Annotated in this window: 22 protein-coding genes, 1 pseudogene and 1 CRISPR repeat array; of the genes and pseudogenes, 2 read left to right on the top strand and 21 right to left on the bottom strand. The window is 45.9% G+C overall.

Features of this window, described 5'->3' with window-relative positions; genetic code table 11:
- Window positions 1-106: 106 nt before the first annotated feature.
- From ACMQ5W_RS01040 to proC, 6 genes are all read right to left on the bottom strand, one after another.
- Window positions 107-1351 (bottom strand): MFS transporter, encoded by a 1245-nt coding sequence (locus ACMQ5W_RS01040; RefSeq protein ID WP_419022679.1) that lies wholly within the window; start codon window positions 1349-1351, stop codon window positions 107-109.
- A gap of 88 nt (window positions 1352-1439) precedes the next feature.
- The gene (locus tag ACMQ5W_RS01035) at window positions 1440-2102 is read right to left on the bottom strand and encodes a TetR/AcrR family transcriptional regulator (protein WP_419022677.1); all 663 of its coding nucleotides are present in this window, start codon (window positions 2100-2102) and stop codon (window positions 1440-1442) included.
- A 293-nt stretch (window positions 2103-2395) separates the two neighbouring features.
- A complete protein-coding gene (locus tag ACMQ5W_RS01030) occupies window positions 2396-3019 on the bottom strand; it encodes a class I SAM-dependent methyltransferase (protein WP_419022675.1) in 624 nt (207 codons plus the stop codon).
- 91 nt (window positions 3020-3110) lie between these two features.
- Window positions 3111-3365, bottom strand: coding sequence for a TfoX/Sxy family protein (locus tag ACMQ5W_RS01025; RefSeq protein WP_419022673.1), 255 nt, complete (start codon window positions 3363-3365; stop codon window positions 3111-3113).
- Window positions 3366-3400: 35 nt separating this feature from the next.
- Entirely contained in the window at window positions 3401-3817 is a 417-nt protein-coding gene (locus tag ACMQ5W_RS01020) for a YjdF family protein (RefSeq protein WP_419022671.1), read from the bottom strand.
- A 556-nt stretch (window positions 3818-4373) separates the two neighbouring features.
- Window positions 4374-5162, bottom strand: coding sequence for a pyrroline-5-carboxylate reductase (proC, locus tag ACMQ5W_RS01015; RefSeq protein WP_419022669.1), 789 nt, complete (start codon window positions 5160-5162; stop codon window positions 4374-4376).
- 86 nt (window positions 5163-5248) lie between these two features.
- Between proC and ACMQ5W_RS01010 the strand changes: the two genes are divergently transcribed.
- A complete protein-coding gene (locus ACMQ5W_RS01010) occupies window positions 5249-6652 on the top strand; it encodes an MATE family efflux transporter (RefSeq protein WP_419022667.1) in 1404 nt (467 codons plus the stop codon).
- A gap of 54 nt (window positions 6653-6706) precedes the next feature.
- Window positions 6707-7330: a phosphoribosyltransferase family protein gene (locus tag ACMQ5W_RS01005; RefSeq protein WP_148493408.1), complete on the top strand. Its 624-nt coding sequence runs from the start codon at window positions 6707-6709 to the stop codon at window positions 7328-7330.
- 47 nt (window positions 7331-7377) lie between these two features.
- On the opposite strand, the gene ACMQ5W_RS01000 is transcribed toward ACMQ5W_RS01005, so the two are convergent.
- The 15 genes and pseudogenes from ACMQ5W_RS01000 to ACMQ5W_RS00930 form a co-directional block, all read right to left on the bottom strand.
- The gene (locus tag ACMQ5W_RS01000; protein WP_419022665.1) at window positions 7378-8721 is read right to left on the bottom strand and encodes an MATE family efflux transporter; all 1344 of its coding nucleotides are present in this window, start codon (window positions 8719-8721) and stop codon (window positions 7378-7380) included.
- A 21-nt stretch (window positions 8722-8742) separates the two neighbouring features.
- On the bottom strand, window positions 8743-9192 hold the full coding sequence (locus tag ACMQ5W_RS00995) for a MarR family winged helix-turn-helix transcriptional regulator (protein ID WP_419022663.1): 450 nt from the start codon (window positions 9190-9192) through the stop codon (window positions 8743-8745).
- Window positions 9193-9348: 156 nt separating this feature from the next.
- Window positions 9349-10536 (bottom strand): M20 family metallopeptidase, encoded by a 1188-nt coding sequence (locus ACMQ5W_RS00990; protein ID WP_419022661.1) that lies wholly within the window; start codon window positions 10534-10536, stop codon window positions 9349-9351.
- Window positions 10537-10546: 10 nt separating this feature from the next.
- Complete coding sequence (locus tag ACMQ5W_RS00985) at window positions 10547-12067, bottom strand: AbgT family transporter (protein ID WP_419022659.1); 1521 nt, start codon at window positions 12065-12067, stop codon at window positions 10547-10549.
- 156 nt (window positions 12068-12223) lie between these two features.
- A complete protein-coding gene (locus ACMQ5W_RS00980) occupies window positions 12224-13036 on the bottom strand; it encodes a hypothetical protein (RefSeq protein ID WP_419022657.1) in 813 nt (270 codons plus the stop codon).
- A 186-nt stretch (window positions 13037-13222) separates the two neighbouring features.
- Window positions 13223-14617 carry a L,D-transpeptidase family protein gene (locus ACMQ5W_RS00975; protein WP_419022655.1) on the bottom strand — a complete coding sequence of 465 codons (1395 nt, stop codon included), beginning with the start codon at window positions 14615-14617 and terminating at the stop codon, window positions 13223-13225.
- Window positions 14618-14664: 47 nt separating this feature from the next.
- Window positions 14665-15696: an A/G-specific adenine glycosylase gene (mutY, locus tag ACMQ5W_RS00970; RefSeq protein WP_419022653.1), complete on the bottom strand. Its 1032-nt coding sequence runs from the start codon at window positions 15694-15696 to the stop codon at window positions 14665-14667.
- On the bottom strand, window positions 15696-16619 hold the full coding sequence (locus ACMQ5W_RS00965; protein WP_419022651.1) for a SufB/SufD family protein: 924 nt from the start codon (window positions 16617-16619) through the stop codon (window positions 15696-15698). Before ACMQ5W_RS00965 ends, mutY begins: the two co-directional genes overlap by 1 nt.
- Window positions 16620-16621: 2 nt before the next feature.
- Window positions 16622-17344, bottom strand: a complete 723-nt coding sequence (locus tag ACMQ5W_RS00960; protein ID WP_419022650.1) for an ATP-binding cassette domain-containing protein — start codon at window positions 17342-17344, stop codon at window positions 16622-16624.
- Window positions 17345-17593: 249 nt separating this feature from the next.
- Entirely contained in the window at window positions 17594-18865 is a 1272-nt protein-coding gene (locus ACMQ5W_RS00955; RefSeq protein WP_419022648.1) for an MFS transporter, read from the bottom strand.
- A 10-nt stretch (window positions 18866-18875) separates the two neighbouring features.
- A complete protein-coding gene (locus ACMQ5W_RS00950) occupies window positions 18876-19298 on the bottom strand; it encodes a hypothetical protein (RefSeq protein WP_419022646.1) in 423 nt (140 codons plus the stop codon).
- A 619-nt stretch (window positions 19299-19917) separates the two neighbouring features.
- Window positions 19918-20706: a CRISPR direct-repeat array (repeat unit 33 nt; unit sequence ATTTCAATCCACGCACTCCATGCGGAGTGCGAC).
- 165 nt (window positions 20707-20871) lie between these two features.
- The gene (gene cas2 / locus ACMQ5W_RS00945) at window positions 20872-21162 is read right to left on the bottom strand and encodes a CRISPR-associated endonuclease Cas2 (RefSeq protein ID WP_419022644.1); all 291 of its coding nucleotides are present in this window, start codon (window positions 21160-21162) and stop codon (window positions 20872-20874) included.
- Window positions 21163-21174: 12 nt separating this feature from the next.
- A pseudogene (gene cas1 / locus ACMQ5W_RS00940) lies at window positions 21175-21639 on the bottom strand (CRISPR-associated endonuclease Cas1); the annotation flags it as partial.
- 52 nt (window positions 21640-21691) lie between these two features.
- Window positions 21692-23857 (bottom strand): DEAD/DEAH box helicase, encoded by a 2166-nt coding sequence (locus ACMQ5W_RS00935; protein ID WP_419022642.1) that lies wholly within the window; start codon window positions 23855-23857, stop codon window positions 21692-21694.
- A complete protein-coding gene (locus ACMQ5W_RS00930; protein ID WP_419022641.1) occupies window positions 23845-24717 on the bottom strand; it encodes a type I CRISPR-associated protein Cas7 in 873 nt (290 codons plus the stop codon). The genes ACMQ5W_RS00935 and ACMQ5W_RS00930 overlap by 13 nt, the downstream gene beginning before the upstream one ends.
- Window positions 24718-24728 lie beyond the last annotated feature (11 nt).

Raw genomic sequence — 24728 nt, 5'->3', positions numbered from 1 at the left:
TCAGAACCTATTACAAGAATTGATTTTTTTGCAAAAATGTGGTATGATAGAGATGGAAAAGAGGTCTGACAATTCGCCAGACCTCTTTATTTTTATGGGTTTTCGTCTATTTTAACTGCGCGCAGACTTTTCTGCCGAAAAAGGCAATGATTGCCGTCACTGCTGTTGCAGCAAAGAATATAATCCAGAGGTGCCCCACCAGCTTCTCGAAGGTAAATCCATATAGAACCTGACCGATAGGTTGTGCACAGGTAGAGATGGCGATAATCCATGCGATGACTTTTCCAATCAGCTGCGGCGGCGTGGCAATCTGTACGTAGGACATTGTCTGTATGGTGAAGATGGTAGCACATGCCATGATAATCAAGCCGCTCGCAGCCATAACGGTGTACGCCATATACGCACTGCAGTCCACCATGAGGACGATACCGATTGGAATCAGCAGCAGCCCTGCGGCAAGAAGCAGTTTCCAAAAGCCGGTGATATTCATTTTGCTGCCCATAATTCCGGCACAAAGTCCGCCAGCTAAACCGCCAACTGCTAAAATTGCCTGCATAAAGCCGTACATTCGAGAAGCATCTTGTTCTGAGGGAAAGTCAAGCACCTGCATGACGACAACGGGAAGGCCGATAATCATCAAGGCAGACAGGCTGATATTGATGAAAGCACAGCATATGGTCAGTTTTCCGATTTCTGATCGTTCTTTGCCGATATAGTGTATGCTCTCCATCAAATCGACTCGCACTTCGTGAAACAGCGAGGCTTTTCTTTCTCGCTTCTCAAAAGGCATTTTGATGAAGATCTCCATCACGGCTGAAAAAGCAAAACATCCGATGCACACATACAGTACGGGCATGATTCCCCAAGCGGCATATGCCATACCGCCGAGGGCCGGGCCTAAGAGCCCTGACAGCGAGGATACCATATTGATTGCAGCATTGGCGGACATCACTTTTTCCTCTGGCACCAACAGCGGAATGCTGGACTGGACAGACGGCTGATACGCCCCCGAAATACCGTAAAGTAAGAACAGCATGACCAGAATGATCGTCACAATACCGATTTCGCCATACAGCAACACAAACAGTGTTACTAAAAAAGCAGTAAAGAAATCCAGGCAGACCATAATATTCCTCTTATTGACTCGATCTGCAATCAATCCGCCAATGGGCGACATGATGGCCAAAGGGATAAAGGCGCAGCCAGAAACCAGTCCCAGCAAAGCTGCCGAACCTGTTTCGTTGAGCAAGTGTATGGGCAGGGCAAAACGCATGACGGCGTTGCCGAACAGCGAGATAATCTGCCCTATGACCACTAAGATAAAATCCTTTGAAAATTTATTCTGTTTCATTATGATATTCCTTTCACGTTGTATAATACCGACCGTCGGTATGTATTTAGTTAAAAATGAGTCTGCCCTGTTGCACAAGGCAGATTTTTCATTTCTTCTCTTTATTCTCATGAAAAACTTCAGAGAAATTTTTAATTTTATCAATCACTTCGTCTGTGATGACTTCCAGCCCCAGTTTATCAGTAAGATATTTAAAAAATTGAACCTTTTTGACGACTTCTTCCGTGCTGCAGGGATAAATCATCGGATTAATCCAAAGATTTCCTATCAGCATCAGCACTTCGGCTAACTCCCTTGGATAGTCCGTTTTGATAGAACCATCCCGAATTCCTTCTTCAATAATCGGCGTCAGCAGATCAGGCGCCTCCTGCTGCACAGAATCTCTCAGAAACATGACGAGAAGCTGTGGATTCTTCAACATATCTGGCGCTATAGTCGCCATCTCTGCCTGTGCCGGTGTGTCCAAAGAAACTCTGAAAACCTCTTGAATCTTTTCCTTACCGTTTAAATCTTGCCGCTGACAAACAGACTTCATTCTTTTTTCTGAATCTGCATAAAAAGTATCCCCCACTGCCATCATGATTTCTTCTTTTGATTTGAAGTGATGATAGATTGCCCCTTTGCTCAGGCCGCCCAGATGATTGATAATATCTTGAATCGACGTACGTTCATACCCCTTTTCAAGAAACAAGCGGCCGGCAGTTTCGATAATCAAATTCCTCGTCTCTTCTGGATATTTGTTCCTCGCCACGTTACACCCTCCTTTATGGTCTAATCCTAATTTTTGAAACAAATTGATGGACAGACCTTATACATACCGTCGGTATGTTTATTATACATACTGCTAGTATGTATGTCAACATTTTTATTGACGAATTTTCGCGGACCGCAGAGACCCGTCCGGCAAGGGGGTGCGAAGGATAAAACAGATGGAGATATGTCCTCTGAGCGATATTTCCTACAAAAAAAGTGTGGCACAGTTAACTATGTGTCACACTTTACTGGCAGCCTACATCGCTGCGCTTTTGCAATCAAAACACCTGCTTAAGAACTGATTTCCTTTTTACACTCTACATATGTTAAGGGAAAAGCGGCATTTAATGTCTTGGCCAATTCAATGATCCAGCCTTTTTTCCTCAAAAAACCAATATATTCTTCGCCTGACCACCTGCTGACCAGTTTAAAACCTGCCACACCCATCATTCTAAGCCTGCAGCGAGTTTTAAAACTGCTTTCCGCATCGGTAAAATTAGGCGCAATGAAAACACCATCATCCTTTAAAACCCTTTTAATTTCAGCTAACGCCATCTCCGGCTCCCCCATGATGTGGAGGGCATTGGCAATGATGACCACATCAAAGGACTGGTCAGCGTAAGGCAGAGCTTTCGCGTCCTGTACAGAAAAGTGAAGCTTTCTGGAGTTATAGTTCTTCTTCGCTTTTTCTATCATCTCAGCCGAAAAGTCAGTTGCTTCTATATGGGCTGCATTTTTCACGATGTTCCCAGCTATCAGCCCTGTTCCTGTGGCCAGTTCCAACACAGTCTTTCCTTTTACCCTTTGGCGGATCAAATCATACATCTGCTCATAGGCCAGCGTATCTTTTGCCATAAAGCCATCATAAATTTTGGCAAAACGGTCCCAGGATTTTTCATTCATCTCTTTTCTCATTTTCCACTACCTGCCCTTCTTTTGAATTACATTATCTATATATTACCCCGGCAGGAGTTAGTGCAAACTAACGTTTTATTCCATTTTCCATTTATTTATGGGTTTGGTAAAATTCACTCAAATCCTTTTTTACATCTTCCGGCAGATCTTTTTTCTTCACACCCTGTATGGCCCCCTCAATTCCCTGTAAGCGATTGATGCAGGCGGACTTGTCAATGGCTTTAATGCGCAGCCAGGCTTCTTTGCTGCCCAGATCTATCAGCTGATCTACGGTTGTAATTCCAACTTGATTCAATTGCTCCTCTACTACTTTCCCGATATTTGGAAGTTTTGATAACTCTCCCATATGATGCCTCCTCTTCGCAAATGGAGACAGGGGCATCATCTGCCCCTGTGCTTCTCTTTTTTCTTTTGCTGTGCCAACTCAAACCGCCGCTCCTTCGAGAGTTTTTTCTGCTCACGGCTGGCAGCCTTTCGTTCGGTTTTCATCTGTTCCTGCTGCAGCTTCAAAACTTGCTGTGATTTTGTGCCGATGCCGTTTGTCGTAACGGCTTTGTGCACTTCCCTCTGCATTCGCTTTGGGTTCACCCGCTTCTCTTTCACGTCAGTTTCCACAGCTGGACTGAACTTCAATTGATCGTAATTTCTTCTGAAATAATCATAAACCTCGTATGATTTAGGTTCGGGGCCAAAGGTAACTTTAGAGACAGACAATTTCCCGCCTTCTACCCTTTCGACGACTCCAACCCAAAAAGGATCCTCAAAGAATACGTACAACCGTAGTGTTACAACGTCCATAATAATTCCTCCCTAAATGGCATGAATGAGAATGGACGACCTGGAAGGAAGGTTACTGACAGTCTTTGAATGAAATCCAAGGGCTGCTCCCGGACTACCTACCGGGATGTGTTTTTATCTCTGCCAATTTCATACTATCTTTTTTTGTGCTTCTTGTCAATATTAGAAGTCTTCAGAACATCCCGCACGATAGTTTTGTACTTTTTGAACTTCTTTTCGTTATCCTGCACAAAACCACCCTTGCAAATTATCCCAATAATGGATTTTCAGAGCAGAACCGTTTACTTTTAGTTATTTTTTCAAGGATTTCCGTCTTCTAAATCCCCCTCAAATGGCCTCAAAAATAACCAGAAGCCCATTTTGCCCGCATTACATGTGAATTTGTTAAACTGGTAGTGCGTTTTTCCCACCAGCCTGCTCTTTGTTCAGGTATCATTTGTGCACGGCGCATCAAAATCCCCCAAAAAGCACAAAATCACCGTGGCGATAATGATTGGTCCTGACTTAAATGGTAAATTTGCGTATGTCTATCATCAACGCTTCATCTATCAGCCGGTCAGCCTTCAATGGCATCGATGGCACCGATGACAGCACCTCTGAATCCGTCTTTTTCCAGCGATGCCACGCCTCTGATTGTCGTACCGCCTGGCGAGCAGACCGCATCTTTCATAACGCCCGGATGGTTTTCGTTTTCCAGATACAGCTTTCCTGTTCCACAGATCATTTTGGCAGCCATGCGGTAAGCGGCGTCTCTGGTCAATCCATGTTTGACACCTGCATCCGCCAGAGCTTCCAAATACATGGCAGTAAAGGCCGGTGAACAACCGCTCAAGGTGCCAGCAATAGACAGCTGTTCCGGTTTCACCATTTCCACCAAAGCGACATTGCTGAAAATGCGCACAAAATCTTCCAATTCCATCGGGCTGAGTGAGTGCCTGTCCTCACACACCATGATTCCTTCGCCCACGGAAATCGGCGTATTAGGAACCGTGCTGATATGATGCGTCCCCGTCTTGAGAATCTTCTCATAGCGCTCAAAATCAAAGCCTGCCGCCACTGAAATCACTACTTTTTTATGCAGCAGATCTACAATCGGTTCGACGACTGGTTCTATCATATTGGGCTTCACAGCCAAAATGACGTAATCCGACTTTTCTACTACTTCTGCCGCTGTGCGGACCGCCTGTACACCGAGCAGTTCTGCATTTTTCTGCAGTTGATCATAATGCCCTGCACAAGCAAAGATCTGATTACCCTGACAGACGTCCATCTTCAGCAGACCCTTGGCCATGGCACGGGCCATATTGCCAAATCCGACAAATCCAATTTTCACTTCATTTTTCATAGGTAAACCCTCTTTTCAAATATGTTATATCAATCTTAACACTGCATCGCTTCATTGACAACGGCTTTTGTATTTCAATAGGAGAAGTGGTATACTTAATAAAGAAGGAAAGGAGTGGAAAGATATTGAAATCAAAGCAGATAGACTTTTCTGGCGGCCAGGTCCGTCATAATATCATCGCAGCTGCATCGCCGATGCTTGTAGCGCAGATTTTGAATCTTTTATATAACATCATCGACCGCATTTACATCGGTAGAATTCCCGGAGAAGGCACAATCGCCCTGGCAGGCCTGGGTCTTTGTTTTCCCATCATCACCATGGTGGCGGCCTTTTCCAATCTCTTTGGCATCGGGGGTGCGCCTCTTTGCAGCATTGCCATGGGACGAAAGGACGATGAGGAAGCGAAAAAAATCATGGCCAATGCTTACTTCATGCTGCTGTCTGCAGGAATCCTGCTGACCATTTTCGGCATCTCCTTTCACAAGCCATTGCTCTATCTCTTTGGAGCCAGCGATGAAACATATCCCTATGCGGCCGGCTATATCATCATCTATCTGCTGGGAACCGTCTTCGTCATGACTTCACTGGGGCTCAATCCCTATATCAACAGTCAGGGTTTTGTCAGAACTGGCATGCTGACCGTGCTTCTGGGCGCAGTCAGCAATATTGTGCTCGACCCGATTTTCATCTTTGCACTGCACCTAGGCGTCAAAGGCGCCGCCATCGCTACTGTCATCTCCCAGTTTCTCTCTGCCGCCTGGGTACTGCTATTTTTGACCAGACGAGCAGCGTTAAAACTGAACTTCAAAGGTTTCCGGCCAGATTTTCCTTGTATCAGGAAAATCTCCTTTTTGGGCACTGCCAGTTTTATGATGTCCTTCACCGACAGCCTGGTTCAAGTCGCCGCAAACGCCATGCTGCAGACCTTCGGCGGTGATATCTATATCGGTGTCATGACGGTCATCAACTCCATCCGGCAAATTGCACAGACTCCAGTAGGGGCCCTCTCTGACGGTGCCACACCCGTGATCAGCTACAACTATGGCGCAAAGAAATATGCCAAAGTCAAAGAAGCGATCAGGTTCATGACACAGTGCGGTTTTCTCTACACGTTGGCCGTCTGGGGACTGCTTTTTTTCTTCCCACAATTTTTTATCCAAATCTTTACACAAGAATCCGACTTGGTAAATGCGGCAGTTCCGTCGATGCACATCTACTTCTTCGGTTTCGTCATGATGGCTTTTCAGTTTGCGGGGCAGGCCACTTTCAAATCGCTGAATCGGGCAGGTTATGCGGTGTTCTTCTCTATATTGAGAAAGGCCATTATCGTAGCGCCCTTGACCTTTTTGCTGCCCCATGTGGCTGGTTTGGGCGTCAACGGCGTATTCTTAGCGGAACCGATTTCCAATCTGGTAGGCGGTTTGGCCTGTTATATCACCATGCGTTGTACCGTCATGAAAGAACTCGATGACCCATTGCCGAAAAGATGAAAATATGGTAGAATAATGGCGAAACAAATTCATGCACGTTAGAAAGGATTCATCATGCGATATCATCCCCCACATTTTGATTTTGAAATTTGCGGAGTAAAGAGGCAGCTGCCTTTTGTAAAAATCAAAGACGATATGGCCTTAGCCAGTTTCTGTATCGTCTCAGACACAGAACTAGTACAAGCTGTAGCGCCAAAATTGGCAGAAAAGTTACCAGAAGTCGACATTTTACTGACGGCAGAGGCCAAGGGCATCATTCTCACTTATGAGATCAGCCGCCTCCTGGGCAAAGAATTTGTCGTTGCCCGCAAGAACAATAAGCCTTATATGCAGAACGTCTTAGAGGCAAACGTCTATTCTATCACCACCCAGAAAAAACAAACCCTATATCTGGACGGCTGTGATGTAGAAAAGATCAAAGGCAAGCGTGTGGCCATCATCGACGACGTCATCGCCACCGGAGAATCTCTAAATGCCTTGGAAAAGCTGGCAGAAGAAGCTGGCGCAGAGGTGGCAGCTCGCGCTGCAGTTCTGGCCGAATTGGACTCCGTCTATCGAGACGACATCATTTTTCTCAAAGAACACTTCGTATTTACACCGAATGAGGACGGTACTTTCACGCCGATCGAATGTGAAACAAAGAAACGTCTGCGAGAAGCTGCAGGAAAAGAAAAATAAATGACTATCAAAAGAGGATGTCGGTCGACATCCTCTTTTTACTTTACTCAATGATAGTGGTATTTCTCTTTGTTCTTGACCAGGAACATGACCGTCACCAGTAGCGCCAGCACTTCCGCCACTACGACTGCAGACCAGACCCCGTCGATGCCTAAGATCTGCGGCAGGAGCAAAATCGCTGATACCTGGAATATCAAGGTGCGCAGGAAGGAAATAGCGGCGGACACCACGCCGTTGTTCAGCGCCGTAAAGAAAGCCGATCCCCATACGTTGATACCGATGACCAAAAATGCGATGGCATAAATTCGGAAGCCATGGCTGGTCATGTCGAACATCTCCTGATCGTAGCTGGCAAAGACTTTGATCAGCGGAACATTGAGTACCTCGGCCAGCACCATCAGCGTGACCCCGGTGGCGACCACCAGGCGGATGCTCTTCTTGAAGACATTCCTCAGCTCCTCGTGGTTTCCTGCACCGTACTGATAGGCGACGATGGGGCCGGTGCCGATGGAATAGCCGAAAAAGATCGCCATGAAGATGAAGTTCACGTACATGATAATGCCATATGCTGCAACGCCGTTCTCTCCTGCCAGCCTCATCAACTGGAAATTGTAAAGAACGCCAACCACGGACTGGGAAAGGTTGGTCACCATCTCCGATGAGCCATTGGTAAAGGCCTTCAGCAAAATTCTGCCGTTATATGACGTCTTCGTCAGCTTCAGGAGGCTGTCGTTCTTCCTGGCAAAATAGATCATAGGCAGAATGCCGCCGAGAAACTCTCCCGCCGCCGTCGCCCACGCCGCACCTGCAATGCCCCATTTCAGAACGACGATGAACACAAAGTCCAAGACGATGTTGGTCAGGCCAGCCAGCAGCGATACCTTCAAACTCAGAGAGGGCTTCTCTGCAGCGATGAAGAAGTTTTGAAAAATGTTCATCAAAATAAATGCCGGCATAGAGACGAAGAGAATCCGCCCATAGACGACGCAGTTTTCCAGCAATTCCCCGCTGGCACCCAGCAGAACAGAAATCGGCCTGATAAAAAGGAATCCCAGAACCGACAGCGTTACAGAAATCGCGATAGCCGTATAAATCAACAGGGAAAAGTATTCATTTGCTTTGTCCGGCTTCCCTTCCCCTAAGGTCTTGGACACGATGGCGCTTCCGCCTGTGCCTATCATAAAGCCGATGGCCGCTACGCCCATGGCAATGGGCATGATTAAGTTTACCGCCGCAAAGGGCGTTTTTCCTACGAAATTCGAGACGAAAAAACCGTCTACGATGCTATATAACGAGGTACAAATCATCATCAATATCGGCGATATTACAAAACGCAGCAGCCGCCTGTATGTGAAGTGATCTGATAACTGTATTCTCTTTTCCTTCTCCATATCCCTTCTCCTTCTGTGTATCTATTTCAAAATCTGCTCGATTTCTTCATGAAACAGATCTAAATATTTTTTAGTCAGTCTCAGAAATTCATCGGCATCTTGATCCCCCAATCTGATAAAACCGCTCTTCTCCGCCTCGATCAAAGGTGAAATCACTTTTGCCACCAGTTCTTTGCCGGCTTCCGTCAGTATAATCTGTTTATTCTTCCGATTGTCTGCCAATGGCTTCAACTCTATCATGCCCTGTGAGACCAGCTTTTTCAGCGCAGAGTTGACGGTCTGCCGGCTGTAGGACCACGCCTCACAGAGTTCTTTCTGTGTATACACAGACTGGCTCTCTTCTACGCTGTAGAGAATCCAGAAAGCCGTATCTGAAAGCCCGCTTTTTCTCGCATAGAGATGGTAAAGCCCGTCTAGTTCCTTTGCCAACTGATTGTACAATATCATCTGACCAATTATCTTGTCTTCCATTTAAAACCACCTTATTATAATCCGATTTCGGACAAATCCAGAACATATTATAATCCGATTTCGGATTAATGTCAATAAAATAATCCCTCTGTAAAGAAAAAGATGTTCCACCTATGGAAGTCTGTAGTTTTCCATAGATGAAACATCTTTTTCTTATTATTTACGCGTTTCTTCGAATTCTTTCCAAGCCTGCTGGCGAAGTTCCGGATTGACCAGATACTCGCAGGCAACAGCGCCCAGTCCCTTTGCCGCCAGCATCATACCGTCAAAACCCTGCTTGGAACCCGCTGCCTCGCGGAAGCCCGGTGTATGACAGATGATATCTTCTGGTCCCATCTTAAAGTAAGATCCCAAAGTCGGGCAGACATAAGTGATATCACCCACGTCCCACGCGAAGTTTCTGGAATCGGCCTGTGTATAAGGTTCTCCGATGCTGTCCAGATACTCAGCCAGCACCAAACCCAGCTGATGGTTGGATTTCGTATCTCTCATCGGATTCTTGACCGCCTCCATCTCGTACTCACAGCCTGTAACCAAAGCTGCCGCCTGAGCAGAATGTTCCAGGTTGGTAAATACCCGTTTCAGATGTTCTGAGGTGTCTGAACGAATGCTGAACTGCAGTTCACAGTTGTCCGGAATAGTATTAGCAGCAAGGCCGCCGTCAGTGACGATAGAATTGACTACGTCACATGGCCGGTTCTGCTGGCGAATTGCATTCATATTGTTGATACAGAGCATGCCTGCCGTCAGGGCATTTTTGCCGTGAACCTGATCGCCGCCTGCATGAATAGCCACTCCCTTGAATCTTATTTTTATCATAGTCGCTGCGACTAGAGAGCGTTCAATCACCGTTTCACCCTCTCCGTGAGCAGTAAACACAACATCTACATCGTCAAAGTAGCCTTTTTCTACGAAAACTACCTTGGCACCGTAGTTTGGTACTGTTCCCTCTTCTGCCGGAGTGCCCAGAACGCGTACTTCTCCACCTAGTTCTTCTTGCAGATGCGAAAGTGCGATACCTGCGCCTACAGCAGAACAGCAAAACAGATTGTGCCCACAGGCATGTCCGATCTGTGGCAAAGCGTCATATTCTGCCACAAAAGCGATGACAGGACCCGGTTTGCCGGACTTTTTTACAGCGGCAAAGGCTGTCTCCATGTCACAGACGCCTTTTTCCACTTCAAAGCCGTTATCTGCCAGCATTTCTGTCAGAAGCTTCGATGCCGTGTATTCCTGATGGCCGATTTCTGGATTTTCCCAGATGGTGCGGCTCATTGTCGTCAGAGCTTCACGTCTGCTCTCTAATTCCTTCGTTAAAGTTTCTATATATTTCTCTGCTAACATTTCTATCTCCTTACATAAAGATGCTGCTTCCCGGTCCCAGTGGCAGGTTCAGCTTGTACCAGATCAGAATCAGAATGATCCAGCTGATCGCAAAGGAAATTACCAGCGGAAGCATGGTCGCAATAATGGAACCAAGGCCAGATTTTCTATCATACTTCAGCGCAGTCATGATGATAAACGGCATGAATGGCTCAAGCGGTGAAACGGCGTTGGTTACGGAATCTGCAATACGGAATGCAGCCTGTGTAAAGGCCGGAGTAAAACCCAGCTTCATGAACATCGGTACAAAAATCGGCGCCATCAGTGCCCATTTTGCTGACGCGCTGCCAATCATAAAGTTAATCAGCATCGTAATGCAGATAAAGCCTACGATCAGCGGCGCTCCGGTCAGGCTGCTTCCACTGAGGAATTCAGATCCCTTTACTGATAAGTATAACCCCAAATTAGACTGGGCAAACGCTTTGACGAACTGTCCAGCGAAAAAGCAAAGAACGACGAAGCCTGCCAGTCCGGCCATGGATTTTCCCCAAAGCTGCACAACATCAGCCGACTTTTTGATCACCTTGGTCTTGATGCCATAGGCAAGTCCAGCGACCAGGAAGAAAATAGTCAAGATTGGCACCATGCTGCTAAAGAACGGTGAATCAATGATTGCGCCGTCTTCGCCTCTGAGAATTCCGTTTTTCGGAACGATAGTGATTGCCAGAATGGCCAGATATACCAGTACCGCAATACCAGCCCATTTCATGCCGGATTTTTCTTCTGCAGTAACTGCTGTCAGAGTGGTATCCTCTGTCTCAATAGCGCCAGGCTCGCCTTCTTCTACTTTGTACTCACCGAGTCTCGGTTCAATGACCTTCTCTACGACGATTGTGCCTACGATGGTCAGCATGACAGTAGAAGCCGCCATGAAGTACCAGTTCACTGTAGGGTTGACTGTATAGTTCGGATCATAAATCTGGGCAGCAGACTGTGTGATGCCGGAGAGCAGAATGTCTGTCTGCGTAACCATCAGGTTGGCGGAAAGTCCTGCCGCAACACCGGCAAAGCCGGTAGCCAGTCCCGCAATCGGATGACGTCCCATTCCTCTGAAAATCATTGCACCCAGCGGCGGGATGATGACGAAGGTGGCTGATCCTGCCAGGCTTCCCATGATACCGACGAGCAGAACGATGGCAGTCACCAGGAACTTCGGTGCGCCTGCAATACTGGATTTGATAACCGTTTTGACAAGTCCTGTCTCCTCTGCGATACCGATACCCAGCATGGCGACTAAGGTTACGCCCAGAGGGCTGAAGGTTACAAAATTCTCGACCATGGATTGCAGGAACCAGGTCAGTCCTTCTTTGCTCATCAGGTTGCTGATGTGCTGTGCTTCGCCGGTGTTTGGATGTGGAAACTCTATGCTGGAACACAGAGCAGACACGACAAACACGACGACGGTCAAAATGATGAAAATGTACACGGGGTGAGGGAGGCGGTTGCCGAACCGCTCAATACCGTTCCAAATTCGGTTTTGCTTTTGTTTCATTTGTTACTCCTACCTTTGTTAATTTATTGTTCTTTCCATAACTAGTTCAATTTCGACACATAGTCTATAATATATGATTGTGTTTTACTATGTCAATGGCAGTTTCACTTTTTGCACAAAAAAGACCGGATTTCTTTTAATCCGGTCTCATGATTCTTATTCCAATATCGTTTTTAAGTAATCTTTGATATTGCCGTCGTCCCAGATATTCCATCCTAAGAAGACAGTTGCGTAGACGGCTTCCCCCTTCTTTGTCTTTTCCATGACATCTGCTGCTATATAGACGTTGCCATAATCTCCATGGTTGTTAATGTCTACGGTAATGTTCATCGATTCTCCTGCTCTTAATTTCAGTGGGTGTTTGACGCTGATTTCGCTCAACGGCGTTTCGTTAAATAAAATATCTGTAAAATACTTCTCTGCGCCTTCCATCCTAAACTTCAGTCCGGTAAGTTCTGTATCCTTCTCTGCTGGTTCTAAGTTCACATAACTATTGCCCCTGTCACCGTCGCCGCTTTCGTCAATCATATCGTAATCAAAATCATCTGAAGAGATCACGATATTTCCCACATCCTCTGTAGTCTCACTTCCGTCGTCCCAGGTAATTTTCACCTTGCTAAATTTGATGTCTTCCGGCAGTTCACCAGAATCGTTAATCTGACTGCTTCCGATGCCGACATGAACTGTGATGAGCGTATATTTTTCATCTTCCTGGTACTCATCGTTGTCATAAACCCTGCATTTTACGCCCTTTGGTCCATCGACTACGGCAACCTTGGAGACGACTTTATCCCAGTTATAGTCTTGAATATAAGACAGCTCTATATCCATTTCGTCAGTATAAACCAGCTGCTTGATGAAAACCGGTTTCTCAAGATCTGGGCCTGCTACAGTTCTGATGGAACCACAGCTTGTCACAGCAAAGGCAAAAACGACAATCATTGCTAGTGCGATAAACTTCTTTCTCATAATCTCTCTCCTCTTTGTCCTTTTGTTGTATCTTTTATATAACATGAATATTCCTTTGAATTTACAATCAGAATTCATGTTTCAATAAACGCTTCCTTACCTCTTGGTCGTAAAATCACTGCGTTTATTATAATAAAAAAGGTCACATTATGCAAACGAATAATCGCTATTGAAGAAAGGCTTTGCTTAATGTACAACTACCGGGTATCCAGCCGTTATCCTCGCATATAGAATGGCCGCAGAGTTGCTGGGCATATTGACGCATCCGTGGGACCCGCTGGTACGATAGATATCGCCGCCAAAATCCCCACGCCAGGAAGCGTCGTGCATGCCGTAGTCCTGATAAAAAGGCATCCAGTATTTCACAGGCGAGTTATAAGTCGATCCGTCGCTGTTCCGTCCCCGCAGGCTGACGCCTTCTGCCTTATAGACCAGGTAGTAGACGCCTTTCGGCGTCGCATAACCTCCTGCCAGACTTCCCGTGACAATGGGGCTTTCGATCACGACATGGCCTTTTTGATAGAGCCATAAATGCTGATTTGCAATGTCGATTTCCACGTAGTCAGAACCGATATCATTGAGACCGCCGCCAGTATAATAGGGTATCTGGCTGTATTTTGGTTTCCGGCTTACATCTTTCCCGCTTTTTAAATCTTTGACCAGCGCCAGGAACTCCTTCTTTTGGTCGATGAGATATCCATAGCTGCCGCCAGTTACGCTGATATTCCCTTTGTATGTAGAGCGAAACTTTCTGGCAGTCCCCAGGGTATCATAGGTGATGGCCAGATGAGAAACGAATTTCTCAACAGCTTTCTCATTTACCTGGCGTTTTTCGTCCTCAACGGTGATCATGGACTGCAGGTCTGCCGGTGTCAGCGTATAGCCTTTGTTGTAAAAGCGGTAAGTAATCGTCTGAGAGAAATTCTTTCTGCAATACTCTCTGTATTCCTTTAGTTTCTGGTCAACACTGTAAATTTTCGGCTGCTGATAATAGTCCTCTGCCTTGTACTCTAAGGTGAATTTTCCCTCAGAGATGGACTGCAGTACGGCTTTTTTAAATCGGTCTCTGTCGATGTTATCACCCTGCACTTCTTTGACGATCTCAAACTTCCGATTGGACAAATCCACATAAGCGTCTTTCGTTTTTACGGTGTACTTTCGATTGAGGAAATTCATCGCAGCAGTCTGCTTCTGAAAGCCTTTACTTTCCTCCCTCACTGTCATAGCAATAGATATTTTCACATTCTTTTTGGTCAAATAATGGAAAACACGTTTGTACAACGGCCGCTCTAACACTTCTTGCAATTTCTGATCTATGTCATAGGTAAGATCCAGATTTTCTATCCTGCCCATTACCTTACCTTCTCTTTCAATCACAAAATCGTGGTCATTCCAGTGTTTTGTCAATGTTTCTTTTGCCTCTGCTGCCGTCATCCCGGAACAATCAACTCCGTTAATCATCGTATGATCGAGAAAATACCGACTGCTGTATTCATCTATTTTGTTTATCTGCCAAAAACTGCAGGTCAGTAATAGGATTACGCCTGCAGCCACCAGTAATATTTTTTGCTTTTTTGTCATTGCAATCCCCTATCTCAATTAATCTGTCCTTATACTCTATGCGCTGATTAAATGAAATATCCGAAAGCAGAAGGGAGAGGAATCTCCATCTCCATCTCTTTTTCGCTCACCCACTGAAATTCTTCGTTTTCGCTGTCACAGGAAAAATAGTAGCCAGTCATCTCCCACTCTACGTGTGTAAAGATATGCCTGTATTCCGCTTTCCTCTGCAAATCCCGCGGGCGGCAGCTCCATTCCTCAACCTGTTTGACAGCTTGCTCCGCTGTCATTTCCTGGTCCACATTGGGGAACTCGTATAAGCCGGCTAAAAGACCTTTTTTGCCGCGCTGACGAACTGCCAGCTTTTCCCCGCATCGCAGGATAAAGACGGTCATTTGCACTTTCTTCCGTTCTTTTTTACTGCTCTTGACCGGAAGCAGACCAGTCGTACCCGTCGCCCTCGCTTTGCAGTAGCCGCTGACAGGACAGAAGTCACACTTTGGTGGTCCATTGGGTACGCAGATCAAAGCGCCCAGCTCGATGAGCCCCTGGGTAAAATCGCCGCAGCCTTCGTCTGGATAAAGTGCCTGCAGATATGCCGCTATGCGCTTCTTCATAGCAGCACTTTTGATATCCTCGTAATCCTCGCAGAGGCGGCTCATCACCCGAAGAACGTTGCCGTCCACCGCGGCAACTCTTTGATCAAAGCAGATTGATGCGATAGCGCCGGCCGTGTACTCGCCGGTGCCCGGCAATGTTTTGATGACCTCGTAAGTTTTAGGAAAGTCCCCGCCAAAGTCATTCTGGATGACTGCAGCTGCTTTATGCATATTGCGGATGCGATTGTAGTAACCCAGGCCTTGCCATAGCTTCAGCAGCGTCTGCTCATCGGCCTCCGCCAAATCGCTGACAGAAGGCAGTTCTTTCATAAAACGAGTGTAGTAGTCCCTGACGGCTTCTACGCGGGTCTGCTGCAGCATGATTTCTGATACCCAGACGTGGTAAGGATTTTTGTCCTTACGCCAAGGCAGGTCTCTTTTATTTTCTCTATACCAGTCTGTCAAGACCTGGGTAAAAGTCAAATCCAACGTGCTCGTCATTATCCCTTCAAGAACCCTTCTATAATCTTTTTCTCTGCTTCTTCTTCCGTCAGACCAAGGGTGCGCAGCTTGAGAATCTGTTCTCCCGCAACTTTTCCGATGGCGGCCTCGTGAATCAAGGAAGCGTCCAGGTGTCCGGCGTAAAGCTCTGGTGCCGCATTGACCCGGCCTTTTCCCACAAGAATCGCATCACATTCTGAATGCCCGCTGCAACGGTTATTACCTTTGATGCGGGAATGATACTCCTGGTAGGAATTGCCCTTAGCGACAGAGCGGGAAATCAGATCCACTGCGCTATCTTCTCCATTCATATCCACATCAAAATCAGTCATGGCATATTCTTCTCCATCGGTCATAATGCTCTCATGAATCAGCAGCTTTGCCCTGTCAGCCAGACTGCCGCCTGTAGTTCTCGTAGAGTGATCGACACCGCCCAGCTGGATGGTGTTCATCTCCAGAACTGCATCCTCCGCCAACTCCACATGGGTGACAGGGTCAATTTTCTTCTGACCGCTGCCCTCACCAGTGCCCAGATGCTTTTCTTCGTAGAGGACATGGGCGCCTTTTTCCAGATAGAACCTATGTATTCCGTTATGCGCCGCTTCTCCTTCGTCGTCAGTGTGTACACCACAGCCTGCGATGATGGTCACGTCGGCGCCTTCACCCACATGGAAATCGTTGTATACCAAATCACTGACATTTCCTCTCGTCACACATGCCGGTATAAAGACTTTTTCGCCTTTCGTGCCTGCTTTGATGTAGATATCCAGTCCGCTTCCGTCCTCTTTGCCGTCGATGCGGATATTTTCTGTCGACTGTCTGCCTGCGCAGCCACCGTTTTCACGAATATTAAAGGCGCCGCTATAACCGCCGTCTACATATTCAGATACTGCTTTTAATAGATCTATCGTCAATTTGTCCATGATTACCACTCCTTTCCCATCGGGCATGATCCTGACTTCTCACCCTCCATGAGCTGAGGCATGATTTCTTTACCAGGGCCTGCGATGCGCACCCTTCCGTCTACGATAACGGCGATTTCATCTGCTATTTCCAAAAGTCTTTCCTGATGAGAAATGACCAGAAGAGACTTGTCTTTCTCTTTTTTTAATTCCTCGAAGGTCTCAATGAGTCCGGAAAAACTCCACAGGTCGATACCGGCTTCTGGTTCGTCAAAGATCAAAAGACGGCTATTTTTTCTCGCCAATACTGTGGCGATTTCGATACGTTTGATTTCTCCTCCTGACAAGCTGGCGTTGACCTCCCTGTCGATATAATCCTTTGTGCAGAGCCCGACTTTCGCCAGGATGCTACAGACATTCTCCTCGTCGATGGTTCCGCCGGCTGCCAGCTCCAGAAGGTCTCTGACTGCGACACCTTTAAATCTCACCGGCTGCTGGAAGGCATAGCTGACACCCAGCTGCGCTCTCTCCGTGATATCTTTGTCTGTGATATCTATATCATCCAGCAAAATGCTGCCCTCTGTAGTTGCATTCAGACCAGCAATTACTTTGGCCAGGGAAGTTTTACCTCCGCCGTTTGGTCCCGTTACCACGGTCAGCTTCCCGGCAGGGACCTTTAAGTCAATTCCTTTTAAGACTGCTTCGCCATCATCCGGCTTCCAGCATACATTGTTCAATGTGAGCATGATATTCCTCCTCAGTTCTTCTCCTGATTTTATTGGCAGATGAAATCCTCGGTTGCAGGCAGCCCCGGCTTACATCAAAAGCACCTTCAAGCGCCGTCGCCGTCAGACCGCCCCTCACCAATCGAGAATATGAAAGTTCCCTCCGCAGCCGCGGCTTTGCGCCGAGCCATGGATGGAACTCGTAAATTTTGCTAATTTGCTGTATGATATATACCATTTTTAGGAGAATCTAAACTACATCGAAACAGATTACTTTGTTCTAAAAGCAGGACATCCTGCTGCGGTGCACCGTTTCTTCCAGCCAGCAGTGATACAAAAGGCTGCAATCAGAAGCAATAGGATCATCCCCGCCAAAACCAAAGTATAGTTTTTGGTCAAGTCATAGATGAACCCATAGACTGGAATCAGAATAATTGAAGCCAGCGGTGCACCCATGGAGACTTTGGCGTAGATTTTTTCGTAATCCTTTTTCCCATAGAAAGTGATTGTCAGAATTGGGGCTAAAACCATGATACCCGACGTCACCAGACCGTGGACAAAAGACAAGAGGCCAAAGACGATGAAGCTGTGTCCGCTGATCATGAAACCCACCACAGTAATCAAACCAAGTCCGATGATACCAAAGCAGGTTTTCAGACTGCCGATGCGGTCGCTGATCACGCCGATGGCTATAGAGCCAATGGCATTCCCCACAGAAGCAAATGCGAGAGCTTTGCCGGTTTCTTCAATGGTCAGACCTCTGGTTCCACCAAAGGTAGGAATATGTTGTGTGAAGACACCGACCCCTGTAATTGCAATCATAAAAAGCAACAGCAGGACAAATGATGCAGAACGAATGGCTTCTTTCTCAGGAATTTCAATTGACTCCTGACCGCTAGTTTTCTCTGCAGTTCCCTCACCGCGGTCTTCAAGATCAGCCCCGTATGGCAGTAACCCTTTGTCCTCCGGCTTATTTCGCAGGAGCAAAAGCGCCGCGCCAATGATGACGACAAAAGTCATTCCGCCGATGATAAAGTACGAATATCTCCAGCCTTCGGCTGCGATAAGCACCGAAGTAAATGGCTGCAGTACAGCGCCGAACAGTCCGACAAAAGCCATCTGGATGCCCAACATCAGGCCTGCGTTTTTAACAAACCAACGATTGATTAAAATTGGTCCCAGCAGGCTGACCACGATGGATGCACCCATAGCGGTGGGAACAGCCAGGAGATACCAGGCATACACGCTGTCCATCAACCCCAATGCAGCAAAAGAAAGGGCCTGAAGAACTGCACCAACTATCGCCATGATGCGTATATCATATTTGTTAATCAGCTTTCCCGCGGTGGGAAGCCACAGTACCATGACAACGGACGTAATGCTCAGATAAATAGAAAGGCTGCCAATTCCAACGCCGATATCTGCTGCTACTGGCGCCAAAAACAGCCCCGAGGTCATGTTGATGCCGCCGCCAGCAAAGCCTCTGATTAAAATGATGCCGGCCAGCACCAGCCAGCAGTAGTGAAGTCCTGTTTTCTTCATAATAAGCGCCCTATTCCGATTTGATGACGTCTTTGCCCATCTCCGTCAAAGCTCTGGACGGCAGATTACCAAAGTCCACCCCAGGGTTCTGCGCCTTTGCTGCGGCTTCACCTATGCGTACCAGTTCCCCAGAAAGCATATTCCCCAAATCACGGGACTTGATGTTTCCCATATCCACTTGCGGGCTGTTCTGTAAAGTCTCAAATTCCTGTAATCCTGCCTGCTGCTTCTTGATCTGCATCAAAGCAAGCAGACCCTCTGGAATACCGTTGCTTTTTGACTGGGTCGATTTTTGCTGATTAATGGCCGCCATAGCTGTATCGTCAGGCTGCTTAAGGTCGCCCTGTACCACTGGAATACCTTCGTTTTTTGGTTCCCTTACATCTGAAGCACCAGTCATGACGTTGTTTTCTGTTATTCCTTGCATTTTCAAAATATACACCTCCGTAATTCTTATATTGAAGTTTGATTATCTTTCTCGTATAACAGGGCACAATACTGTAAAGTACGCCCTGTTTTATCTAGGAAAGGACCGAAATTATAATAAAACGAAACCTTCGACGATGATGGAATTCGTACTAAATCATCTCTGCAGCGATTGTCAAGTAAGCACAGTATAATCTTGTGCGACACTTAACTCACTTAGAGAGACTGCCGTTGATTATATAATCCCAAATACATATTTTGTCGAATTTTATCGTATGGATAGTGTTTGCGAAAATAAGAATTTCATGCAAAGGAGATGCTAAAGAATCATCTTGTAAAGGATTGCTTTTTTGATTTGAGGGTCAATTGCCTTGCCGACTTTGGCTTTTATGGTATCAGAAATAACGCTGAAAGCCTATTGTGCTCGGCTCCAACGTTTGTGATTCTATGGATTTCTGCCCGATCTTTTGCTTCGTAGAATGGTGATAATGGATAATGCTGAACTCCGCATTATCCACATAAGATGTGACTTTGATATTACAGGGCGTACAAAAAAATGCTGCCGTATTTTAGACTGTGCAGAGTGCGACGAAGACATGCTCGTTAATATGAGTGACTGGAGCAAGATTTGAATCCACGCACTCCATGCGGAGTGCGACCTTGTATTGCGGATGGCTGCCGCCCGTCTTTTTTTGATTTCAATCCACGCACTCCATGCGGAGTGCGACCGTGCTGCCCTTGATAGCTTCTGCCGTATAGATGCCATTTCAATCCACGCACTCCATGCGGAGTGCGACGTGGACGAAGACGGCGGCGTTGAAAAACAGGTCATCATTTCAATCCACGCACTCCATGCGGAGTGCGACATGCCCTGTTCATCATTGATGTATGTATAGACAACGATTTCAATCCACGCACTCCATGCGGAGTGCGACAGAGGACGAGGTAGACGAGAGGTATTTCCTCTCGCAATTTCAATCCACGCACTCCATGCGGAGTGCGACTCTGTCGAAGTGTCTGTTGTGAAGGGAGGCGGTATTTCAATCCACGCACTCCATGCGGAGTGCGACGAAAGTGAGTTGCAGAAGGGACAAGGGCACCTTAGAATTTCAATCCACGCACTCCATGCGGAGTGCGACTCTACGAAAAGTTTACAGGGACTACCAACACGATCATTTCAATCCACGCACTCCATGCGGAGTGCGACATGCCTTTCGGGATTTTAAAAAAGTTGTCTTTCGTATTTCAATCCACGCACTCCATGCGGAGTGCGACATCGTGTCAAGAAGAATACTGGTCACAGGAGGTAACGATTTCAATCCACGCACTCCATGCGGAGTGCGACGAGAGAGGCGTATACGATGAGGCGACCTTTATAGAGCATTTCAATCCACGCACTCCATGCGGAGTGCGACCGCAAATTAATGCTAACTCCCTAAAGAAATTCCCATTAATTTGTATTTCTTTTAGTTTTAAACTAACAACCAATAACATATATTCCCATATATGGGATTATACCTACAACGAATTAGGTGCGAAAGACCCTGGGATTTCATGTTCACTTGCCTTTCGCACCAAGATTATACCATCAAAATACCTTCTGCTTTATAACTTTCTTTAGCTCCATAATGTTCGACTTTTGTCTCATAGTTATTTCCAAGATTATAAAAACGAAGGCTATCTTGGCTCTCATCAATAATTGACAAGAGCTTATCTTTCAGCAGTAAGGCCTGCGATGCATCAAGTATACACTCAAATACCGAGTTCTGCACTCTTTGACCATAATTCACACACTCTTTGGCTACTTTACGCAGTCTTTTCTTTCCGGCACCATCCTGGGTAGACACATCATAAGTAATCAAAACTAACATATATCACACTCCTTACTTCCATAAAAATGGCGGATAGCTCTCCAAATCGCCTCGAATCGTTCGTGCCAAAAGCATCGCCTGCACATATGGCACCAATCCCCACGGAATCTTTTCATCGAGGAACGGATGCGTAATCGTTTCCTTTTTACGCTGCTGCCATGCGGCAAAAAACTGCTTTCTTCCTTCATCACTTAGCAAAACGGCACCATCACCTTGATGATCAAAATGCTCTCCTTTAATTATTTTTTTATTAATCAAAGTCAGAGCAAATCGGTCAGCCATGATACCACGCAGCTCTTCCATTAAATCTAACGACAGCGATTGTCTGCCCGGTCTGTCCCGATGCAAAAATCCAACATACGGGTCGAGACCCACGCTTTCTAGCGCCGCTGCACATTCATTGCCAAGAACAGTGTATGCAAAAGAAAGCAAAGCATTGATGTTATCCAGAGGTGGTCTCCGATTGCGTCCATGAAATGCAAAATTTGATTTCTGATTGGTTTAACTTTTACTGTGATCTTACTTATAATCATATTAAGCTTTTCATATAGCCGATAAAACTATCGTATTGTTTTTCATTCAATATTGGTAATTCGGACATCTCAATACCTAATTTTTCTAGAAGAGAACTGCGTATATTCACACTGCCTCTCTGTAATTCAGTTGCGGTGATGTACTTACCAGCTTTAATTCTAGCAGCAATTTCTGGATTTACGATTGCAGTAATACGTTTTTCATCTTCTATTACATTGTATTGCGCATCGACATCTTTAAAATTTCTTTGTCTTTCGGCCTTGTAGAGTAAGTCCGCAAGAGCAGAGGCCGTTGGATCCAGCTTATATTCATTTGCAAATGCTTCACTTATTGCCTCTGTAATCGATTCCTTGGAAAGTAATCCTTCTTCAATCATTCGGTAAAATATCTGCTGCGTATTTCTTACCCATGGATTACTCGTAATATGATCATCTGTTATACTAAATAGCGAAAGAAAACTGTCTTCATACTCAAAGTTTCTGCCAACTCTCCCGCTTAGCTGTATGTAACTTGCCAATGATCGCCATTCGCAAAAGCCGTAATGAAATGACAAATCCATACCGCATTCTATAATACTGGTTGCAACTAATATCCAATCTCCCGCTGCTTCACCAAGGGACAATCTATGTTTGACCTCTTCGATTACTGCTTCTCGATCCTCAGGCGATAAAGCCGTTGACAAGTGCAGAACATCCTTTCCACTTTGTCTTAAATAATATGCAAAATAAGCAGCAGAATACACTGTGTTTAAAACAACTACTTTAGAGCCAAAGTACTGTGCAATATGTTCTGCCAATTTCTCGGTATTTTGAAAATGGCTTATTTCTTTTTTGTCCCGTATATCCAGTAAGATCCTATTCTCTTCAGCTTGATTCAGTTCTGCTATGACCTCATCAGGCAAAAGGGATTTCACTTCTATCTCTGATCGCTTTACTAACCAATGATTCTCCCAAAATTTAATCATTGTTCCAGAACAGAAGCAAACATGTCCTCCCCACTTGGTCGTAAAGTCGCTTAGCCAGCTCCAGGATACCGGCCAAAGCTTCATCGGCAGCAGACTGTGGCTTTCATCGAAGATGATCCCACTGCCCGCCAGCTGATGTAGCTTGCGAAGCTTTGCAGGATGACTGCTAGACAAAGTTTCAAAAAATTGGACACTGGTCGTCACAATGATCGGAGCCTGCCAGGTCGTGGCTAAATGCTGCAGTTCATGACTTTCAAAATCTGCCTGATGATGATGCTCTGCCACGATGGACTGCGGATTCTCACCGTTAAGAACTAATGCCTCACGAAGTATTTTTACAGTCTGAGATATAATGTTAGTGTATGGCAGCACAATAAATATATGTCTCAGGTCATAAGTCGATGCCACTTTCAGCATATGAGCCATGACAGCTGTTGTTTTTCCTGTACCAACTGGGCTGTCGCAATAGGTCATTGAATCTTTCACAGATGCTTGCAAACATGCTTCAAATAACAGTTTCCTTAAATGATTCCTTTCAGAATTGCCCTCCTGTTTTTGCAAATCTGCCGTATACTCCTTTAATTTATCGAGGCGCTCTTTCCACCTCGTGTCAATTCTGACAGGTGATACATTTGCTGCATCTGAATAGTCAGCATCCACGAGGCAACTTAACAATATGCGATATTCCATTGCAGACAGCTTCTTTGATGAACATGGCTCAGGTATGGTTCCAACAACAGAGGTATGTAATTCTACATACCTCTGTAAATTTTGCTCTGAATCTTCTCTCGTCATCGCATCACTTGAGCGATATGGATGTGCAGACAATATTTCAGCAGGTAAATTAGGCAGTCCTGGAGGATGGTGCGCATACACCATCACCGCCTCAGGATTTTCGGACTGACACCCAAGCAAATATTTTACTCCAGCATCGCGATGATCGATAGGCAACGGCTGACGTTTTCCCTTTTGAGATTTACGTAAGGCGTTTTGATTTTGATCAGCAAGCTTACCTAAGTCATGGGTCAGAGCGGCTCGCTTCAATATCCTGTTATGATATTCTGCTCTTTCTAGATTGGTAAATGGAGTAATCCTCTTTAAGTTATCTATCACCTTCTTTAATACACCCTTTATATGCGTCTGATAGGGCTGCGCATTGGTTCCAGTTGTAGCGCTGCTTCTAGCTAACGGTTCCATAACTCCTCCATTAAATCCACTACTGGTGAAGCTTTACCTTCTAGGGATTGATTGAGGCGTTCTATGCTCTTGAGCAATGCCTCTTCATCGTAGTCTTTCCACGAAGAAGCCGGACCTTCTTTCTGTTCAAATCTCACAGGCGTCATAGACTCTAAGATTTTAAAATCATTAAACGTTCCCCTCGCACGATTATGCTCCACGTAAAAAGCGTAGCGAATGTCAACCTGAGAGCGGATATAGGAAGCAGTCTCCTTATATGCGTGTGGAATCAACCTAAGAAGCAGATCAATGTCCTTTTTTGTGCAATGAGTTTTCTGTGCTGCTGTTGCATTGATAAAAAACGGCATAGCATACAAGCCATAGGTTACGATTCTGTATGCCAGCGGCGCCATTCCTCTTGATTTGTTTTCCTCCACTGGGAACACCTTTGTCGTCGTCATGCGTTCAACCTCAACTGGATCTAGTGAAACGCCTAATCCAAACTGTGCTACGCCTGATGCGATAAAGGATTGCGCTTTTTCCTCAAGGAAGGTTGTGCCAAATACTCTTACATCCCAGTATTTTGCGACCAATTCCTCCGCCGTCAATTTCTGTGCCTCCACACGTTTGGTATTCTTGCTTTCCAAAATGTCAAATCCTATTTCAGGCAAATTCAGTTCTTCTGCAATCTCCTGCCATAATGGCGAACTCTTTTCTTCGATTAGTTCTCTGATTTTGTGTTTAAAAGATACCGGGGATATTTCTCCTCTTCTATCTTGGCGAACGCGAGGGTCACTATCACGGTCAGGATCGCCATTTGGGTTAGAATTCGTCACGTCAATCAGTAATAAACCTGTACCTCTATTGATAAAATCACTCATTTCTTTTCCTC

The sequence above is a fragment of the Emergencia sp. genome, from assembly GCF_048465375.1.
In the GTDB taxonomy this organism is placed as follows: Bacteria; Bacillota; Clostridia; order Peptostreptococcales; family Anaerovoracaceae; genus Senimuribacter.
This window is presented reverse-complemented; position numbering and strand designations above follow the sequence as displayed.

Coding starts and splice junctions, on each gene's coding strand:
- ACMQ5W_RS01040 (WP_419022679.1), bottom strand. CDS start 1,351: ATGAAACAGAATAAATTTTCAAAGGATTTTATCTTAGTGGTCATAGGG.
- ACMQ5W_RS01030 (WP_419022675.1), bottom strand. CDS start 3,019: ATGAGAAAAGAGATGAATGAAAAATCCTGGGACCGTTTTGCCAAAATT.
- ACMQ5W_RS01025 (WP_419022673.1), bottom strand. CDS start 3,365: ATGGGAGAGTTATCAAAACTTCCAAATATCGGGAAAGTAGTAGAGGAG.
- ACMQ5W_RS01020 (WP_419022671.1), bottom strand. CDS start 3,817: ATGGACGTTGTAACACTACGGTTGTACGTATTCTTTGAGGATCCTTTT.
- proC (WP_419022669.1), bottom strand. CDS start 5,162: ATGAAAAATGAAGTGAAAATTGGATTTGTCGGATTTGGCAATATGGCC.
- ACMQ5W_RS01005 (WP_148493408.1), top strand. CDS start 6,707: ATGCGATATCATCCCCCACATTTTGATTTTGAAATTTGCGGAGTAAAG.
- ACMQ5W_RS01000 (WP_419022665.1), bottom strand. CDS start 8,721: ATGGAGAAGGAAAAGAGAATACAGTTATCAGATCACTTCACATACAGG.
- ACMQ5W_RS00995 (WP_419022663.1), bottom strand. CDS start 9,192: ATGGAAGACAAGATAATTGGTCAGATGATATTGTACAATCAGTTGGCA.
- ACMQ5W_RS00990 (WP_419022661.1), bottom strand. CDS start 10,536: ATGTTAGCAGAGAAATATATAGAAACTTTAACGAAGGAATTAGAGAGC.
- ACMQ5W_RS00985 (WP_419022659.1), bottom strand. CDS start 12,067: ATGAAACAAAAGCAAAACCGAATTTGGAACGGTATTGAGCGGTTCGGC.
- ACMQ5W_RS00980 (WP_419022657.1), bottom strand. CDS start 13,036: ATGAGAAAGAAGTTTATCGCACTAGCAATGATTGTCGTTTTTGCCTTT.
- ACMQ5W_RS00975 (WP_419022655.1), bottom strand. CDS start 14,617: ATGACAAAAAAGCAAAAAATATTACTGGTGGCTGCAGGCGTAATCCTA.
- mutY (WP_419022653.1), bottom strand. CDS start 15,696: ATGACGAGCACGTTGGATTTGACTTTTACCCAGGTCTTGACAGACTGG.
- ACMQ5W_RS00965 (WP_419022651.1), bottom strand. CDS start 16,619: ATGGACAAATTGACGATAGATCTATTAAAAGCAGTATCTGAATATGTA.
- ACMQ5W_RS00960 (WP_419022650.1), bottom strand. CDS start 17,344: ATGCTCACATTGAACAATGTATGCTGGAAGCCGGATGATGGCGAAGCA.
- ACMQ5W_RS00955 (WP_419022648.1), bottom strand. CDS start 18,865: ATGAAGAAAACAGGACTTCACTACTGCTGGCTGGTGCTGGCCGGCATC.
- cas2 (WP_419022644.1), bottom strand. CDS start 21,162: ATGTTAGTTTTGATTACTTATGATGTGTCTACCCAGGATGGTGCCGGA.
- ACMQ5W_RS00935 (WP_419022642.1), bottom strand. CDS start 23,857: ATGGAACCGTTAGCTAGAAGCAGCGCTACAACTGGAACCAATGCGCAG.
- ACMQ5W_RS00930 (WP_419022641.1), bottom strand. CDS start 24,717: ATGAGTGATTTTATCAATAGAGGTACAGGTTTATTACTGATTGACGTG.